This is a genomic window from Streptomyces sp. NPDC048612, assembly GCF_043199295.1.
In the GTDB taxonomy this organism is placed as follows: domain Bacteria; phylum Actinomycetota; class Actinomycetes; order Streptomycetales; family Streptomycetaceae; genus Streptomyces.
In genome coordinates, this window is record NZ_JBICVV010000001.1 from 260,452 (window position 1) to 277,352 (window position 16,901).

General features: G+C 73.6%; 16 protein-coding genes. 7 read left to right on the forward strand and 9 right to left on the reverse strand.

All coding sequences use genetic code 11. The features are described 5' to 3' along the window. Nucleotides 1-71: 71 nt before the first annotated feature. The gene (locus tag ACGFN2_RS01025; protein WP_393356514.1) at nt 72-617 is read right to left on the reverse strand and encodes a DUF2165 domain-containing protein; all 546 of its coding nucleotides are present in this window, start codon (nt 615-617) and stop codon (nt 72-74) included. Nucleotides 618-790: 173 nt separating this feature from the next. Between ACGFN2_RS01025 and ACGFN2_RS01030 the strand changes: the two genes are divergently transcribed. After that, on the forward strand, nt 791-1,825 hold the full coding sequence (locus tag ACGFN2_RS01030; protein ID WP_362606670.1) for a phosphatidylinositol-specific phospholipase C domain-containing protein: 1,035 nt from the start codon (nt 791-793) through the stop codon (nt 1,823-1,825). Here the strand turns inward: ACGFN2_RS01030 and ACGFN2_RS01035 are convergent. The 7 genes from ACGFN2_RS01035 to ACGFN2_RS01065 form a co-directional block, all read right to left on the reverse strand. Continuing rightward, nucleotides 1,797-2,924, reverse strand: coding sequence for a trypsin-like serine peptidase (locus ACGFN2_RS01035; RefSeq protein ID WP_393356516.1), 1,128 nt, complete (start codon nt 2,922-2,924; stop codon nt 1,797-1,799). The genes ACGFN2_RS01030 and ACGFN2_RS01035 overlap by 29 nt on opposite strands. 296 nt (nt 2,925-3,220) lie before the next feature. Continuing rightward, the gene (locus ACGFN2_RS01040; RefSeq protein WP_393356518.1) at nt 3,221-4,150 is read right to left on the reverse strand and encodes a phosphatidylinositol-specific phospholipase C; all 930 of its coding nucleotides are present in this window, start codon (nt 4,148-4,150) and stop codon (nt 3,221-3,223) included. Between the two features lie 146 nt (nt 4,151-4,296). Then, nucleotides 4,297-5,259, reverse strand: coding sequence for an L-histidine N(alpha)-methyltransferase (egtD, locus tag ACGFN2_RS01045; RefSeq protein WP_393356520.1), 963 nt, complete (start codon nt 5,257-5,259; stop codon nt 4,297-4,299). Further along, nucleotides 5,256-6,011 carry an ergothioneine biosynthesis protein EgtC gene (gene egtC, locus ACGFN2_RS01050; protein ID WP_393356522.1) on the reverse strand — a complete coding sequence of 252 codons (756 nt, stop codon included), beginning with the start codon at nt 6,009-6,011 and terminating at the stop codon, nt 5,256-5,258. The genes egtD and egtC overlap by 4 nt, the downstream gene beginning before the upstream one ends. Before the next feature lie 37 nt (nt 6,012-6,048). Beyond that, the gene (gene egtB / locus ACGFN2_RS01055; RefSeq protein WP_362606658.1) at nt 6,049-7,368 is read right to left on the reverse strand and encodes an ergothioneine biosynthesis protein EgtB; all 1,320 of its coding nucleotides are present in this window, start codon (nt 7,366-7,368) and stop codon (nt 6,049-6,051) included. Next, nucleotides 7,365-8,642, reverse strand: coding sequence for an ergothioneine biosynthesis glutamate--cysteine ligase EgtA (gene egtA / locus ACGFN2_RS01060; protein WP_393356525.1), 1,278 nt, complete (start codon nt 8,640-8,642; stop codon nt 7,365-7,367). The genes egtB and egtA overlap by 4 nt, the downstream gene beginning before the upstream one ends. Nucleotides 8,643-8,993: 351 nt before the next feature. After that, nucleotides 8,994-10,205, reverse strand: a complete 1,212-nt coding sequence (locus tag ACGFN2_RS01065; RefSeq protein ID WP_393356527.1) for a pyridoxal phosphate-dependent aminotransferase — start codon at nt 10,203-10,205, stop codon at nt 8,994-8,996. Nucleotides 10,206-10,319: 114 nt separating this feature from the next. Here ACGFN2_RS01065 and ACGFN2_RS01070 point away from each other — a divergent pair, with 114 nt between their 5' ends. The 6 genes from ACGFN2_RS01070 (at nt 10,320) to ACGFN2_RS01095 (ending at nt 16,170) form a co-directional block, all read left to right on the forward strand. Further along, the gene (locus tag ACGFN2_RS01070) at nt 10,320-10,994 is read left to right on the forward strand and encodes a helix-turn-helix domain-containing protein (protein ID WP_362606650.1); all 675 of its coding nucleotides are present in this window, start codon (nt 10,320-10,322) and stop codon (nt 10,992-10,994) included. Further along, nucleotides 10,991-11,473, forward strand: a complete 483-nt coding sequence (locus ACGFN2_RS01075; RefSeq protein ID WP_393356529.1) for a hypothetical protein — start codon at nt 10,991-10,993, stop codon at nt 11,471-11,473. The genes ACGFN2_RS01070 and ACGFN2_RS01075 overlap by 4 nt, the downstream gene beginning before the upstream one ends. Nucleotides 11,474-11,590: 117 nt before the next feature. Next, entirely contained in the window at nt 11,591-12,661 is a 1,071-nt protein-coding gene (locus ACGFN2_RS01080; protein ID WP_393356531.1) for a glycosyl hydrolase family 18 protein, read from the forward strand. 160 nt (nt 12,662-12,821) lie between these two features. Then, nucleotides 12,822-13,820, forward strand: coding sequence for an NADPH:quinone oxidoreductase family protein (locus ACGFN2_RS01085; protein WP_362606645.1), 999 nt, complete (start codon nt 12,822-12,824; stop codon nt 13,818-13,820). Continuing rightward, nucleotides 13,817-15,019 (forward strand): acyl-CoA dehydrogenase family protein, encoded by a 1,203-nt coding sequence (locus ACGFN2_RS01090; protein ID WP_393356534.1) that lies wholly within the window; start codon nt 13,817-13,819, stop codon nt 15,017-15,019. The genes ACGFN2_RS01085 and ACGFN2_RS01090 overlap by 4 nt, the downstream gene beginning before the upstream one ends. Next, nucleotides 15,016-16,170: an acyl-CoA dehydrogenase family protein gene (locus tag ACGFN2_RS01095; protein WP_393356536.1), complete on the forward strand. Its 1,155-nt coding sequence runs from the start codon at nt 15,016-15,018 to the stop codon at nt 16,168-16,170. Before ACGFN2_RS01090 ends, ACGFN2_RS01095 begins: the two co-directional genes overlap by 4 nt. Nucleotides 16,171-16,215: 45 nt before the next feature. Here the strand turns inward: ACGFN2_RS01095 and ACGFN2_RS01100 are convergent, their stop codons facing one another. Beyond that, nucleotides 16,216-16,761: a hypothetical protein gene (locus ACGFN2_RS01100; protein WP_393356538.1), complete on the reverse strand. Its 546-nt coding sequence runs from the start codon at nt 16,759-16,761 to the stop codon at nt 16,216-16,218. Between the last annotated feature and the right edge of the window lie 140 nt (nt 16,762-16,901).

Below are 16,901 nucleotides of genomic sequence, written 5' to 3' on the forward strand. Positions count from 1 at the left end.
CAGCGGGTGCCGCCCGCGCTTCCCCCTCCCCCTCTCCCCCTTCGGGGGAGGGGCGGGCAGTGGGGGACGTCTTACTCCTTCGCCGTGCCGCCCGCGCCGGAGGCTCCCGTGGTGTGGACCACGAGCAGCGCGATCCCGGCAAGGGTCACGTTGCGGGTGGCCGCTTCCAGCCCGTTCCAGCTCTTGGACTGCCACATGGCGAACCACTCACCGCCGATGGCGAGGAAGCCCGCGCCGAAGAGCAGCAGCAGCATCAGCAGGCCGACGGTGCTGACCAGCCGGGCGCGGGCGATCCCGCGTCGGCGTCGCATGCCCAGGAACCACAGTGCGGTGCCCCCGGCCAGCACCAGCGCGGTGAGCGTCTCCCAGGCGATGATGCCCATGTACGCGGCGTCCTGCCACCTCCGTGAGGTGATGGCCCGCCCCATCAGGTCCGGGTCCTTGAACGTGGTGTCCATGGCCAGGACGTGCCGGACGAACTGCTGGTTGGTGCCGAAGTCGGTGATGTTGCCGAAGGCGACGAGCGCGATGTAGAGCGCCACGATGCCCGTGAGCGTGGCGGCCGCGAGCGACAGTCCGGTGCGCGGTATCCAGCGGATGGAGCTTTTGTCGGACATGGGTCCTCCCCGGGTCGGTTGTGTGGTCTGATCTTTGCTTATCCGCCCTCACCCCGTGGTTCGCGCGGTCCCGAACTCCCGTACGCTGCTGCCCGGTCGACCGGGTGACCGACCGGCCGGCCGGCTGTCGGGCGCCTGGCCGGGCGGCCGTGGACCTAGGGGAAGCGGGGCACATGAACGGAAAGCGGTGTGTGGGAACGGTCGCCGTCGCGGCGGCCGCGGTGCTCGCGGCGACCGGACCGGCGGGCGCCGAACCGGCCGGCACGACATACGGCACCAGCACGTCCGTGGGCGTCCACAACGCCTATGAGAAGGAGAAGTACCCCTACTTCGCGGATGCCCTGGACTCCGGCGCCGCACTGCTCGAACTCGACCTCTGGACCAACGGACTGGGCAAGTCCTTCCGGGTCTCGCACAGCAACCCGCTGGGGAACAGCAGCAATTGCGAGGGCGCCGCGAACGCCTCGGAGCTGCGCACCAAGGACCGCAACCAGGACTTCGCCGGCTGCCTCGCCGATGTGCGGGCCTGGCACGAAGCGCACCCCGGCCACCGGCCGATCCTGTTCAAGATAGAGATGAAGGACGGCTTCAACGCCAAGGGCGGCCGTGGGCCCGCCGAGTTCGACGCGCTGGTGCGCGAGAAGCTGGGCGACGCCGTCTACGGCCCGGGCGCTCTCACCGCCGGGCACGCCACCCCCGACGAGGCGGTGCGGGCCGGCGGCTGGCCCTCGCGCGCCGACCTGGCCGGCAAGTTCCTGATCGAGCTGATACCCGGCACGGTCGAGGAGAAGAACCCGTTCGACAAGCTGTGGACCGACGTGGAGTACGCCGGCCACCTCAAGGACCTCGCGGCACAGGGGAAGCTGGACCGGGCGACGGCCTTCCCCGCGGTGCACGGCGCCGCTCCCGGCGACCCCCGCGAGCGCTACCAGGACCCCGCGTTGCGCCCCTGGTTCGTGGTCTTCGACGGTGACGCCGCGACCTACCTGAACGGCACCATCGACACCGCCTGGTACGACACCCGGCACTACCTGCTCATCATGACCGATGCCCACAACGTGCCGCCGGCCATCGACGGCACCCGCCCGACCGAGGCGGAGGCGCTGGCCCGGGTGAACCAGCTCGCCGCCGCCCACGCGAGCTTCGCCACCGCCGACTGGTATCCGCTGCCGTCCGTCCTCAAGACCGTGGTGCCACGCGGCGCCTGACACCGGACGCGGCGGCGGTCCCGGAGCCGGGCCGCGCGGCCCGTGGTCCCGGCTCCGCGATGGCCCGCCGGTAGAGCGCCGCCACATCGGTGCCGAACCGGCTGCTGTACGAGACGAGGTCGTCACCGCCCTCGTCGAGACCGCCGATCACCCCGATCAGCGCACCGGTGCCGGTGACCGGGTCGAGGTCGGTGAGCAGCGGTCCGCCGCTGGTCCCGTTCGGGAACCCCGGGCAGAGGAAACGGAGTTGGGCCGGGCCCTGGGCGTCCACCGTGTGCCGGCAGCTGACCGGTGCGTCCCGGTCCTCGGGATAGCCGGTCAGCTGCGCGGCGCGCCCGGCCGGGGCGTCGAAGCGGATGCGTTCGGCGCCGGTGAGGTCCGCTATCCGGCCGCCGGCCCCGCCCGCCCGGCGCACCCGTAGGAACGCCACATCGTGGTCGGGGTCCCGGTCGCTGATCCAGCGCGGATCGACCTGTATCTGGGTGGGCACCCACAGGCCGTACGGTGCGATGCCGTCGTGCAGACCGGGGGCGAACACCAGCCGGGTCCGGAAGCCGCCGTCGTGCACACAGTGCGCCGCGGTGGCGAGGAGATCGCCCCCCGGGGACTGCACCACGCTGGCCGTGCAGTGGTGGACGGGGGAGCCGTCGCCGTCGGGGGAGAAGAGCGCGCCGATCGCCGGCGAGGGCGCCGCCGGGGCCGCCAGCAGTGGCCGGGACGCGGACAGCGGGGCCGCCATGACGCTGCCGTGCCGTGCGGTCACCGGCGGGCCCGGCTGCTCCTCGTAGGGCCCGGCGAGCACCGCGGCGGCGGCCTGGTCACCGTCGGCCCGGGTCGCCAGATACGCGCCGGTGGCGGAGTCCCCGGCGGCCAGGAACGGATCGCGGGCCGGGGAGCCGAGCGCCAGCACCGTGCCGCCCATGACCACGGTCAGGACGCCGAGCGCCAGCGTCCACCGCAGCGGAACGCCGGGCCGGCCGCGGCCGGTGCAGGGCGTCCCGCCGGGACCCGGGCAGACCTCGGGCACCGGGGCTCCGGTGTCCTCGGCCGTCCCGCCGGCGTCGTCCGCCGGTATGGCCCCGCGTTCGCTCGTCTCCACCAGCCGCCGCCTCGCCGCATCAGCCGGTGCCACCCCGTCGGATGCAGGAGTGACACCGATCCAGACATTTCACCCAGTCTGATGCAGGGGTGGCCGCTGTGGTTCGCTCACCCGGGCGCTTCATTCCGGATCGGCCGCGCGGCCCACCGCGAAATCCCGTACCGGGCGGCCCGCCACGCCCGCTCTCCGGGGCCCGGCGGGCCGGGTGCGTACGGCGAGGCGACCGCGCCGCCCGGCCGTCTCCCGCTGGGCCGGTCAGGTGAACGGGGGAGTGCCGACGGGACCGCCGGCCGCGCTCACGCCGCCGGCCGCAGCCGCCGCCCCGCGAGGTTGTGCCCGATCAGCGTCCCGGCCAGGCCGGTCTCGTTCGGGAAGTCCATCGGCACGATGCCCAGGCCCCGCCAGCCGCTCCCTTCCGAGCCCGTCAGCAGTTTCTTGACCTGCGGGTTGAGGCGGTCCGCGTTGGAGCGGGGCGGGAGCAGGGCGGCGGTGCTGACGTAGTTGACGAACAGCTTGCCGGGCTGGGTGACGGCCTTGCGGAACTGGGCCTCGATCTTCGGGTACTTCCCGAACGGCTCCGCCATGTAGTCGTCCTGGATGTCGAACAGCTGCGGATCGCCGTAACGGACACCGCCCAGGCCGTCGGAGTCCGCCAGCAGCACGACCCTGCCGCGGGCCTCACCCAGCGTCGGCAGGCCGGCATCGAGCCGGAACAGCGACCGGTAGCCCTTGTCGTCCAGGTAGACGCCGAAGATCCGGCGGAACTCCTCGGCGGAGACCTCCGAGTACTCCTGCTTGACCCGCATCAGCACCGTCTCGGAGGGGTGCGCCCGGAGGAACGCCCGGCAGGCGTTGAGCACGTCGCCGAACATCAGCTCCTGGTAGAAGGCGCCGTGATGGATGGCGAAGACGTTGTCGATGGCTCGGCAGCGGACGTCCAGGAACCGTATGCCGGAGGCGAGTTGCTCCGCCACGGAGGTGTTCTGGCAGGCCACCCAGGGGCCGCCCCGCCGGGCACCGGAGTCATGGGTGCCGGGGATCGTCAGCCGCTGCACCGGGGTGCCGTCGCCGAGCGCCGACATCCAGTCCGTCACGGACACCGCGGACGCCCGGCGTTCCGCAGCGCCGGCCGTGAACTGCCCGCTGGCGGCGCCCGCCAGCAGCCCGGCGGCCGACAACCCGGCCGCGCCTCTGAGGAATCCCCGCCGATCCAGCACCGCTCCCATGCCGCTTCCCCTGCCCGTCGAGTCTGCGTGCGTGCGCACCGGCTGTCCGGCGCGTACGCGCGGTCGAGGCATGGAACCACATCGGGCGCGGACGCGGCACCCGGCCGGCGGACCCTGGGGTCACACCGGCCGGGGAGCGGGGGAGATCAGGCCCGGAAGGACAGCGACAGCGCGAAGCGGTCCGTGCTGTCCGTCCACCAGTTCTTCAACTCCAGCCCCGCCGCCGCGAGTTCGTCCCGCACGCGGTCCTGGCGGAACTTCGCCGAGACCTCGGTGCGCATCTCCTCGCCCGCCGCGAAGGGCACCGCCAGGTCCACTCCGGGAATCTTGACGGTCAGGTCCTTGCGGGCCCGGAGCCGCATCTCGACCCACTCCTGTCCGGCGTTCCACAGGGCGACGTGGTCGAAGTCCGCCGGGTCGAAGTCGCCGCCCAGCTCGCGGTTGATGACCTCCAGGACGTTCTTGTTGAACGCGGCGGTGACGCCCTGCGGATCGTCATAGGCGGCGACGAGCGTGGCCTCGTCCTTGACCAGGTCGGTGCCGAGCAGCAGCGCGTCGCCCGGGGACAGCATGGCGTGCACGGAGCGCAGGAACGCGGAGCGCTCCTCGGGGAGCAGGTTGCCGATGGTGCCGCCGAGGAAGGCGAGCAGCCGCGGGCCGGGTGTCCCGGGGAGTTCGATGCCCTGCTGGAAGTCGGCGACCAGCGCGTGCACGGTCAAGCCGGGGTGCTCGGTGAGCAGCGCCTCGCCCGCCGCGGTCAGCGCGGATTCGCTGACGTCGACCGGGAGATAGCTGTGCAGCCCGGTGAGCGCGCCGATGAGGTGGCGGGTCTTGTCGGACGATCCTGACCCCAGCTCGATCAGGGTGCGGGCCTGGGTGGCCGCGGCGATGTGGTCGGCGCGGGTGAGCAGGATCTCCCGTTCGGCCCGCGTCGGGTAGTAGTCGGGGAGCTTGGTGATGTCCTCGAACAGCTCGCTGCCGCGGGCGTCGTAGAACCATTTGGGCGGCAGTTGTTTGGGGGTACGGGACAGGCCCTGGGTGACGTCGGCGCGCAGCGCGGCCGCGGTGGCGTCGGCGGGGAGGGTGCGGGTGATGTTGAGGGGGCTCACGTGGCGGGCTCCTTGAGCGGGGTGAGGTGGACCTCGGTTCGGGTGGCGCGCAGCAGGGTGCGGTCGGGAACCTCGGTCCAGTGGGGGGAATCGTCGTACGGTTCGGAGGCGACCACCGTGCCGCCTTCGGGAAGGGTCCGGTGGCACAGCGTGTCGCCCCAGGTGGTGGCGGCGATGGTGGTGCCGTCGGTGAGCAGCAGGTTGAGCCGGGAGCCGGGCGCGGCACCGGCGACCGCAGCGACCGTGCCGGCCAGTGCGTCGCCGAGTTCGTCGCCGCGCGCCAGCCGGTGCAGGACCAGTGCCCACAGGAACGCGGCATCGCAGCGGGCCGGCAGCCGCAGCAGCTCCGCGGGTGGCAGCTCGGCGGCCAGTGGGGCGAGGGCGTCCGGCCAGCCGGCCACCGCGCCGTTGTGGCTGAAGAGGTACCGGCCGGTGGCGTACGGCGCGGCCGCGGCCTCGGCGTCCGCCCCGGCCACGGTGGCGTCCCGCACGGCGGCGAGCAGCGCGCCGGTGCGCACCACCCGGGCCAGGTCGGGCAGCAGATCGTCGCCCCAGATCGGCCCGGCCCGCCGGTAGCGCGCGGGCACCGGGTCGTCCGGCGCGTACCAGCCGACGCCGAACCCGTCGGCGTTGACCGTGCCGTGGCGCTGGCGGCGGGGTGCCCAGGACTGCCGGTAGAGGCTGTGCGGCGGGGTGAGCAGTACCTGTCCGAAGGGTATCTCCGGTCCCAGATAGGCAAGATGACGGCACATCAGACGCGGGCCTCCCGGTGCGGCGATGTCGCGGGCCTCATGCGCCCGCCGTCGGGTCGGCGTCCCGTGCGGTGCGGAACCCGGAGAAGATCTGCCGGCGGACCGGCAGGTCCCAGTTGCGGAAGGTGCCCCGGCAGGCGACCGCGTCGACCGCGAACGAACCGCCGCGCAGCACCTTGTACGCGTCGCCGAAGAACACCTCGGAGTACTCCCGGTAGGGGAAGGCGGCGAAGCCCGGGTACGGCATGAAGTCGCTCGCCGTCCACTCCCACACGTCGCCGATCAGCTGCCGCACCCCGAGCGGCGACTGTCCGTCCGGGTAGCCGCCGATGGGGGCGGGCCGCAGATGCCGCTGGCCGAGGTTGGCGTGCGCCGGTGTGGGGTCCTCGTCGCCCCAGGGGTAGCGACGGGACCGCCCGGTCGCCGGGTCGTGGCGGGCGGCCTTCTCCCACTCGGCCTCGGTCGGCAGCCGCCGGCCGGCCCAGCGCGCGTAGGCGTCGGCTTCGTACCAGCTCACATGCAGCACCGGTTCGTCCGGCGGCACCGGCTCGGTCACCCCGAACCTCCGGCGCAGCCACTGCCCGCCGTCGCGCTTCCAGAAGAGCGGTGCGCGCAGCGTGTGTTCCTGTACCTGCGCCCAGCCGGCCGGGGCCCACCAGCGGGGCTCGTCGTAGCCGCCGTCCTCGATGAACCGCTGGTAGGCGCCGTTGCTGACCGGTGTGGTGTCGATCAGGAAGGCGGGCACCAGCCGGCGGTGGGCGGGCCGCTCGTTGTCCAGTGCCCAGGGCTCGGCGGTGGTGCCCATGGTGAACGGGCCGCCGGCGACCAGGACTTCGGCCGGCAGGATGTCGTCGTCGGCGGCCGGCGGCTCGGGCGCGGTGAGCACGGCCGGCCCGTCCCGCAGCTGATGTGTGATGAGCATGGTCTCGTCGTGCTGCTGCTCATGCTGCGCGATCATGCCGAAGGCGAATCCGGAGTCGAGCAGCGGACCGCCGTGCAGGGGGGCGCTCTCCAGGATGTCCAGCACCCGGCCGCGGACCTCGTCGACATAGCCGTGCGCCTCGTCGGGGGCGAGCAGCGGCAGCGAGGGGCGCTTGGCGCGCGGGTGCTCGAAGGCGTCGTAGACGGAGTCGATGTCCGGGCGCAGCGGGTCACGGCCGCCGACGGTGCGCAGCAGCCACTGCTCCTCCTGGTTGCCTATGTGCGCCAGGTCCCAGACCAGCGGGGACATCAGCGGGGAGTGCTGGGCGACGAGGTCGGGGTGCTCGACGCAGGTGGTCAGCAGGCGGGTGCGGTCGCGGGCGGTGAGCAGCGCCGAGACCGCGCGCGCACGGAGGAGCTCGGGATCGGGGGTCACTGGCTGTCCTTCCCAACGATGAGGTCGCCCTCCGCGGCGTACAGGGCGTCGAGATGGTCGTCCGCGGGACAGCGGCCGCGCGCCACATAGCGCTCGGTGAACGCCGCGACCGCCGCGCACACCTCGGGGGAGGCCCCGAGGCGCGGCAGGGCTTCCTGTGCGGCGGCGAAACAGGCCACCGCGGCGCCGTGCAGCTCCGGGTCGGTCAGCGCTCCGCGGGCGGCGTGCCGCCACAGCGGGTTGCGCGGCGCGGGGCGGGAACCGGCCGTCTCCGTCAGCGACTTGACGATGCGGTACGCCCGCTCCGTCGCCTCCACGTCGTCGAACAGCGCGGCCGTGACCGCCAGCGGCACGATCCAGCCGGCGTCGCCCGGCTGCGCGTCGATCATGCGCAGCTCCAGATGGCCGCGCGGCCGTACGGGCGGGAAGAGCGTGGTGACGTGGTAGTCCAGGTCCTCCTGGGTGGGCGGCCGGGGGGCGCCGGTGCGGACCCACTCGCGGAAGGTCAGCCCCTCCGGGGCGTCCCAGTGTCCGTCCTCGGAGCGGATGCACATGACGGGGGCGTCCAGGACATAGCGCACCCAGGCGGTGCGCGGATCGGGTCCGGGGGGCGGGGCGAGGGTGCGGTCCGGGTCGAGCTGGGACCAGATGACCTGGCGGGTGGTGCGGTAGCCGGTGGGGCAGCCCTCACTGACCGGTGAGTTGGCGAACGCGGCGGCCAGCACCGCCCCCAGCAGATGGGCCAGCAGCCAGCGCCGTCCGTACCCGAGCGGCCCCGGTTCCTCGTGACCGGCGTCCACACACACCTGCACGGACGCGGTGGCGCACATCATGGACCGCCCGGCGGAGCCCCAGCGGTCGAAGTACGCCTCCATGGCGTTGTAGCGCGGGTCGGTCAGGACCCGGCGCGGCGGGTGCCAGGGATTGTGGCCGTGACCGGCCAGGCCCAGGCCCATGGCCAGCATGGCGGGCCGGACCAGCGCGAGGTCGGCGGTGACCGCCTCGATGCACTCTGTGAGGGAGGTGGCGGGCAGCGAGCTGAGCTCCAGCTGGCCGCCGGGTTCGAAGGTCAGCAGGGAGCTGAGCGGGAGGCCGCGCAGGGCGGTGACCGCGCTCCGCAGCCGGTCCGGTTCGACCGGACATCGGGGGTTGCGCGCATCGTGGACCAGCCATTCGATCTCCACACCGATACGGCGCGGCGGGCCCGTCTTGAAGCATATTCCGCGCAGGTGAGCTTCCAGCTCCGCTTCCGATACCGCAGGTCGTACGGGCATGGAATCCCTCCCTGGTGGGGTGCCGGCAGGTGTGCCGGTCTCCACCTAATCTGCTGCGCGCGGTGTGCTCAAGAGCGCCTGCGCACTGCGGACGGCGGGACGGGTCCCCACCGGGCGGGAGGGGCGGCCGGGCCCGGGGGCCCCGGGACGGTGCCGCGCCGCCTCCTCGGCGCCAGGACGGCCTTCCGGCCCGTCGCCCCGCCCCGGGACCGCGGCGGCGGGCGGCGGACGGGGCCCGAGCAGGGGTACGCCCGTTCGAGTGAGTGCGGCGCGGGGCGCCGTTTGCCGCCCCGGCGGCCCACGCACGAGGTGTCCGGCGTACGAGGTGCCCGGCGCACCCGGCCGCCGGTGTCACTGGCGGTAGCCCGCCAGGAAGCGTCCGATCCGGCTGATCGCCGCGTCCAGGTCATCGGCGCGCGGGAGGGTGAGGATGCGGAAGTGGTCCGGGCGCGGCCAGTTGAAGCCGGTGCCCTGCACCACCTGGATCTTCTCCCGCAGCAGCAGGTCGAGGACGAACTTCTCGTCGTCGTGGATCTTGTGAACGGCGGGGTCGAGGCGGGGGAAGGCGTAGAGCGCGCCCTTGGGCTTGACGCAGGAGACGCCCGGGATCTCGTTCAGCCGTTCCCAGGCCCGGTCGCGCTGCTCGTGCAGCCGGCCGCCCGGCAGCACCAGGTCCTCGATGCTCTGCCGCCCGCCGAGCGCGGCCTGGATGGCGTACTGCGCGGGTGCGTTCGGGCACAGCCGCATGGAGGCGAGGGTGTCCAGGCCCTCCAGATAGTCGGCGGCGTGCTGCTTGGGGCCGGAGACCACCAGCCAGCCGGAGCGGAATCCGGCCACCCGGGACGACTTGGACAGGCCGCTGAACGTCAGGCAGACCAGGTCGGGGGCGAGCACCGCGGCGTGGTGGTGGACCGCGTCGTCGTACAGGATGCGGTCGTAGATCTCGTCGGCGAAGACCATCAGCCCGTGGCGCCGGGCGAGGTCGAGCATGCCGTCCAGCAGCTCGCGCGGATAGACCGCGCCGGTCGGGTTGTTGGGGTTGATGATGACCATCGCCCGGGTGCGGTCGGTGATCTTCGAGGCGAGGTCGTCGAGGTCCGGCAGCCAGTCCGCGGACTCGTCGCAGAGGTAGTGCACGGGCTTGCCGCCCGCCAGTGAGGTGACCGCCGTCCAGAGCGGGAAGTCGGGGGCCGGGATGAGGACCTCGTCGCCGTCGTCGAGGAGGGCCTGCACCGCCATCGAGACGAGTTCGGAGACGCCGTTGCCGAGGTAGATGTCATCGACGCCGACCTGGGGCATTCCGCGCTGCTGGTAGTGCTGGGCGACCGCGCGGCGGGCGGAGAGGATGCCCCGGGACTCGGTGTAGCCGTGTGCGCGGGACAGGTTGCGCATCACGTCCTGCAGGATCTCGTCCGGGCACTCGAAGCCGAACAGTGCCGGATTGCCGGTGTTCAGCCGCAGCACGCTGTGGCCCGCCTCCTCCAGGGCGTCCGCGTGCTCGATCACCGGCCCGCGGATCTCGTAGCAGACGCCGGCCATCTTGCTGGACTGCTTGAACTGCATGCGGTGGCCTCCCGGTCCCTCGCTCACCGCGCGGCGCGGCAGCGCTCGTTGACTCCCTGCTTGGTTTTACCAAGCTGGCACTTGGAAAGTCCAACTTCTGTCTATGCTGGTGTCATGCCGCGCCGAAGCTATGACCAGTACTGCGCCGTCGCCCGTGCCCTGGACGCCGTCGGTGACCGCTGGACGCTCCTGATCGTCCGGGAACTGCTGGGCGGCGCCCGGCGCTACACCGATCTGCACGCCGACCTGCCGGGCGTCAGCACCGACATGCTGGCCTCCCGGCTCAAGGACATGGAACGGGACGGCCTGGTCACCCGCCGCCGGCTCGCCCCACCCGGAGCCGCCTTCGTCTACGAACTCACCGGCCGCGGGCACGCACTGCTGCCCGCGCTCACCGCCCTCGCCGACTGGGGCGCCCCCGCCCTCGACGAGCGGCGCCCGACCGACGCGGTGCGGGCCCACTGGTTCGCGGTCCCCCTCATGGAGCGGCTGGCCCGGCACTTCACCGACGGCGTCGACGTGGTCGACATCGCCCTCGACGAGGGGGAGTTCCATGTCGTCCTCCGGGGCGACGGACCGGACTCCGGCGCTCCGGACGGCGGGGCCCGTTACGCGGACGGCCCGGCCGAGCGCCCCGACATCCGGCTGCGGATGGACACCGCCGCCTGCGCCGCCCTCGCGTACGATCGGCTCTCCCTCGCACGGGGGATCGAATCCGGCCGGATCGCGGTCACGTTGCCCGAGGGGTCCGGTGAACGGCAGCGACGGAAGAGGACGACAACGGCATGACGACGCGCCCCCTGGCGGTCTTCGACCTGGACGGCACGCTCGCCGACTCCACCCACCGCCAGCATCTGCTGCAGCGCACCCCGCGGGACTGGCGGGCCTTCTTCGCGGCGGCCACCGAGGACCCTCCACTCACCGAGGGGGTGGCTCTGGCCCTGCGCAGCACCGAGGACTGCGAGGTCGTCTACCTGACCGGCCGTCCGGAGCGCTGCCGCCGGGACACCGTGGCCTGGCTCGCCCGGCACGGCCTGCCCGAGGGCAGGTTGTGGATGCGGCCCGACAGTGACCGGCGCCCGGCGCGGCACACCAAGCTGGAGATCCTCCGCCGCATCGCCCGCGACCGGGAGATCCGCCATGTCGTCGACGACGACGAACTCGTCTGCGACGCCTGCGAGAAGGCCGGCTTCCGGGTCGTCCGCGCCCGCTGGGCCGCCCCGTCCGACACCCTGCGCGACGCCCAGCAGCGGGCCGGGCGCACCTGACGCCCGGGGCCCCGCCCGGCCCGGCCGTGCGCAGAGCCCCGGCCGCCCCGCCTCCGGTCGCGTCCGTTCAGCCGAACTGACGGTACGTCAGGAACCGGACCGGGTAGCGCTCGGGAAATGGATCACGCATCAGGAACCCGGGCGCGTACCGGGCTCGCACTCCTGCTGACCGTGGCGCTGCTCACCGGGCTCTGGGTCCCGGCGCACGCGGCGCCCCAGGAACCCCGGAGCTCCGGGCGCACCGGCTCGGCCTGGCTCCCCTACTGGGGCGATGTCGACGCCGCCTACCGCGACGCCGTGCGCCACGCCTCCCAGCTGCACACCGTCAGCCCCTTCTGGTACGAGACCTCCGGCGACACCACCGTCAAGGGCCACCAGGGCGCCGGACGGCACGACATCATCGACGGACTGCACGACGCCGGGATCGAGGTCGTGCCCACCGTGACCGAGACCCTCGGCGCCCGGAAGATGGCCGCGCTGATGCACGACCCGCAGCGCCGCCAGGACCATGTCGACACCCTGCTGGACCTGGTCGACAGCCGTTCCTACGACGGGCTCGACCTGGACTACGAGGCGATGGCCCTCACCGGCGACCGGGAGGACCGCGACCGGGTGCGGACCGGCTACAACAAGCTCGTCAAGGAGCTCTGCGCGCGGCTGCACGACCTGGACAAGCAGTGCGTGGTCACGGTGCTCGCCCGGGTCCGCGGCAGCGGCCAGGCCTTCGACTACGAGCGGCTCGGCGGGTACGTCGACCGGTTCCGCATCATGGGCTACGACCTGCACTGGTCGGGTGGCGACGCGGGCCCGCTCTCCGCCCGGGACTGGTACGAGGAGTTCCTGCGCTACGCCACCGGCACCGTCCCCCGGCACAAGATCGAGGTGGCCTTCCCCGGCTACGGCTGGGACTGGGTCAGCGGTGTCACCGGCCATGCCGCGCATCTGACCTGGAAGGAGGCCGAGGCGCTGCGCGAGCGGGAGGACGCGGAGTACCGCTTCGACAAGGTCTCCGGCACCCCGCACTTCACCTACCGCAAGGACGGTGCGGAGCACGAGGTCTGGTACCAGGACGGACGCGGGGTCCGCGCGCAGCTGCCGCTGCTGCGGAAGTACGGGGTGCGGGGCACCGGCCTGTGGGCGCTCGGGTTCGAGGACCCGGAATTCTGGTCCGCGCTCCGCGACGCGTAGCCGCCGCACCACTACGGGGCCCTGGCGGGATCGTGCCGGGGCCCCGTAGTGGTGTGGCGGAGACTGTTCCCTGGGGGATACCGACCGCTTAGTATGTCGCTGGCGAGGGGGCCCCGTGCCCTCCGTCCCACCCGCGTATCCAAGTCTGTGGAGGCACCAGGTGAAGGCATGGCGCGTACACGCGAACGGTGAGCCGCGAGCGGTGATGCGGCTGGAGGAGGTGCCGGACCCGCAGCCGGGACCGGGGCAGCTGCTGCTGCGGGTGCGGGCCGCCGACGTCAACTTCCCGGACGCGCTGCTGTGCCGCGGCCAGTACCAGGTGCGGCCGCCGCTGCCGTTCACCCCGGGCGTGGAGATCTGCGGCGAGGTGCTCGCCGCGGGGGAGGGCGCGGACGCCGCGGCCGGGGCACGGGTGCTGGCCCAGCCGCCGCTGCCGGACGGCGGCTTCGCCGAACGCGTGGTCGTCGACGCGGCGACGGTCCGCCCGGCCCCCGAGGCCCTGGACGACGCCGAGGCCGCCGCGCTGCACATCGGCTACCAGACCGGCTGGTTCGGACTGCACCGCCGTGCCCGGCTCCAGGCGGGCGAGACGCTGCTGGTGCACGCCGCGGCGGGCGGGGTCGGCAGCGCCGCCGTACAGCTCGGCAAGGCGGCAGGTGCGACGGTGATCGGCGTGGTGGGCGGCGCCGACAAGGCCCGGACCGCCCGTGAGCTGGGCTGTGATCTCGTCCTCGACCGGCGCTCCGACGACCTCGTCGCCGCCGTGAAGGAAGCCACCGGCGGCCGCGGCGCAGATGTCGTCTACGACCCGGTGGGCGGCGAGGCGTACGCCAAGTCCGTCAAGTGCATCGCCTTCGAGGGCCGGATCGTCGTCGTGGGCTTCGCCGGCGGCGCCATCCCCACCCCGGCCCTCAACCACGCGCTGGTGAAGAACTACGCGATCCTGGGCCTCCATTGGGGCCTGTACAACACCAAGGACCCGGCCGCTGTCGACGCCTGCCACGAGGAGCTGACCAAGCTCGCCGCCCAGGGCGTCATCAAGCCGCTGATCGGCGGGCGCGTCCCGCTGGAAGAGGCCGCCGACGCCGTCCAGCGGGTCGCCGACGGCACCTCCGTCGGCCGGCTCGTGGTGGTCCCCGGAGCGGAGGAGACCCGATGACCGACGCCGACGACCTGCGCCGGCGCACCGCCGAGCTGCTCGCCGCACGCCCCCCGGCCACCACGGGGCGGCTGGACTTCCTGCGCGCCCGCTTCGACGCCGGGCTCGCCTGGGTCCACTTCCCCGAGGGCCTCGGCGGGCTGGACGCGCCCCGCTCCCTCCAGGCCGTCGTGGACGCCGAGTTGGCGGCGGCCGGCGCCCCTGACAACGACCCCGGCCGGATCGGCATCGGCCTCGGCATGGCCGCGCCCACCCTCCTGCGCTTCGGCACCGACGAGCAGAAGCAGCGCTTCCTGCGCCCCCTGTGGACCGGCGAGGAGGTCTGGTGCCAGCTGTTCAGCGAGCCCGGCGCCGGCTCCGACCTGGCGGCGCTGGCGACCCGGGCGGTGCGTGAGGGCGCGGGAGCCGACGGGACCGGGGGCGACTGGATCGTCGACGGCCAGAAGGTCTGGACGTCCAGCGCGCATCAGGCCCGCTGGGCGATCCTGATCGCCCGCACCGACCCCGACGTCCCCAAGCACCGCGGCATCACGTACTTCGTGTGCGACATGACCGACCCCGGCGTCGAGGTGCGGCCGCTGCGGCAGATCACCGGCGAGGCCGAGTTCAACGAGGTCTTCCTCACCGGCGTCGGCATCCCCGATGCCCACCGCCTCGGTGCGGTCGGCGAGGGCTGGAAGGTCGCCCAGACCACGCTGATGAACGAGCGGGTCGCCATCGGCGGCTCCCGCATCCCCCGTGAGGGCGGCATGATCGGCGTGGCCGCCGCCGACTGGCGCGCCCGCCCCGAACTGCGCACCCACGACCTGCACCAGCGGCTGCTGACGCTGTGGGTGGAGGCCGAGGCCGCCCGCCTCACCGGCGAGCGCCTGCGCCAGCAGCTGTCCCAAGGCCAGCCCGGCCCCGAGGGCAGCGGGATGAAGCTCGCCTTCGCCCGGCTCGCGCAGGAGATCAGCGGCTGGGAGGTGGAATTCCTCGCCGAGGACGGACTGACCTACGACGACTGGACGATGCGCCGCCCCGACGGCGTCGACTTCACCGGCCGCGAGGCCGGCTACCGCTATCTGCGCGCCAAGGGGAACTCCATCGAAGGGGGCACCTCGGAAGTGCTGCTCAACATCGTCGCCGAACGCGTGCTGGGGCTGCCGCCCGAGCCGCGCACCGACAAGGACGTCGCGTGGAAGGACCTCCCCCGATGAACGACGGGACCACCCTGCCCGGCGCCGACCCCGACCTCCTGTACTCCGAGGACGAGGACGCGCTGCGCGCCTCCGTACGGCAGCTGCTCGCCGACCGCAGCGATCCGGCCACCGTGCTCGCCGGCCTGGAGTCGGACGCCGCCTACGACACCGGCCTGTGGCACGCCCTCGCCACGGAGATCGGCACCGCGGGCCTGCTGGTGCCCGAGAAGCTCGGCGGGGCGGGCGCGAGCGCCCGCGAGGCCGCCGTCGTCCTGGAGGAGACCGGCCGCTCCGTCGCGCCCGTCCCCTATCTGACCAGCGCGGTCCTCGCGGTGACCGCCCTGCTCGGCTGCGACCACGACCGGCAGGACGTCGCCGCGGCGCTCACCGCGCTCGCCGAGGGCCGCACCGTCGGCGTGCTCGCGGTGCCGCTGCCCACCGCGCCCGGCGGGCTGCCCGGCCGGGCGTCCGTACGGGCCGACGCCGACGGGCGGCTGACCGGCCGGGTGACCTCGGTCGCCGACGCCGCTGCCGCCGGACTCCTGCTCGTCCCGGCCCAGGGCCCCGACGGCCCGGCCCTCTACGCGGTGGCGGCCGCGGCGGACGGGGTGCGCACCGACACCGTCACCCCGCTCGACCTCACCCGCCCTCTGGGCCACCTCAGCTTCGACGGTGCCCCCGGCCGCCTCCTGGCCCACGGGGACCGCGCCCGCGCCGCCGTCGACCGTGCCCTGCTCACCGGTGCCGGTCTGCTCGCCTCCGAGCAACTGGGCCTCGCCGAATGGTGTCTGGCGGCGACCGTGCGCCATACCGCCGAGCGCACCCAGTTCGGCCGCCCCGTCGGCTCGTTCCAGGCGCTCAAGCACCGGATGGCCGCCCTCTGGCTGGAGGTGGCCTCGGCCCGCGCCGCCGCCCGTAACGCCGCCGACGCCCTCGCCACCGGCAGCCCCGACGCCCCGGTGGCGGTGGCCGTCGCCCAGGCGTACTGCGCGCCGGTGGCGGTCCGGGCCGCGCAGGAGTGCGTCCAGCTGCACGGCGGCATCGGCATGACCTGGGAGCACCCGGCCCATCTCTTCCTCAAGCGGGCCAAGAGCGACGAACTCGCCCTCGGGTCGCCGGGGCGGCACCGGGACGCCCTGGCGGGGCTGGTCGGCATCCCCGCACCGTAGGCCGGGCAGGGTGGCCGCCGGCCGGCCGCGGCCGGCGGCCACCGGTCACTCGGTGATGGCGAAGGTCCGGGTGATGTCGCTGACCGCGCCGTCGCCGGCGGTGGCCACCTCCAGGAAGTAGCGGGGGCCCGGCGGCACCCTGGGCAGCGTCACGAGCGCCTCGCCGGTCCGCCCGGCACCGGCCCGGGTCGCGACCAGCGCCACCCGCTCCGATTCGACCTCGCCGGTCGCGGTGTGCAGCCAGATGTCCACCTGCTCGCCCGTGGTGTTGATCCAGGCCACCGCGAAACTGCCGTGCGCCTTGTAGTCGACGCCGGGCTCCGGAGCGGTCACCTCGATCCGCCCCGTCGTCGGCGAGGCGAACTCCTCGGGCCCGGAACTGGCGGCGGCGGTCGCGCCGAGGGCGGAGGTGGCGGCCCGCGCGGCCGAGCCGGCATGGCCGGATGCCGCGGCCATCGCCGTGCCGGCCGCGGGAGGGCGCTTCCCGGTGTCCGGGTGTGACGGTGCCAGGGAGATCACCAGCATGCAGCCGACGGCGGTGGTGGCGACGGCGACGGCCAGATTGGTGGCCATCGAGGTGGCCCTGCACATCGTTCCTCGTTTCCTCGGGGGGCGTGGCGAGCCCAACATCCCCGGCACTCCGGGCGCCAAAAACGACGCGCTGAGCGATCACCTGGATGGCCATCCCCGGCGCGACAGCACCCCCGGAGCAGGGGAGAATCCACCGCTCC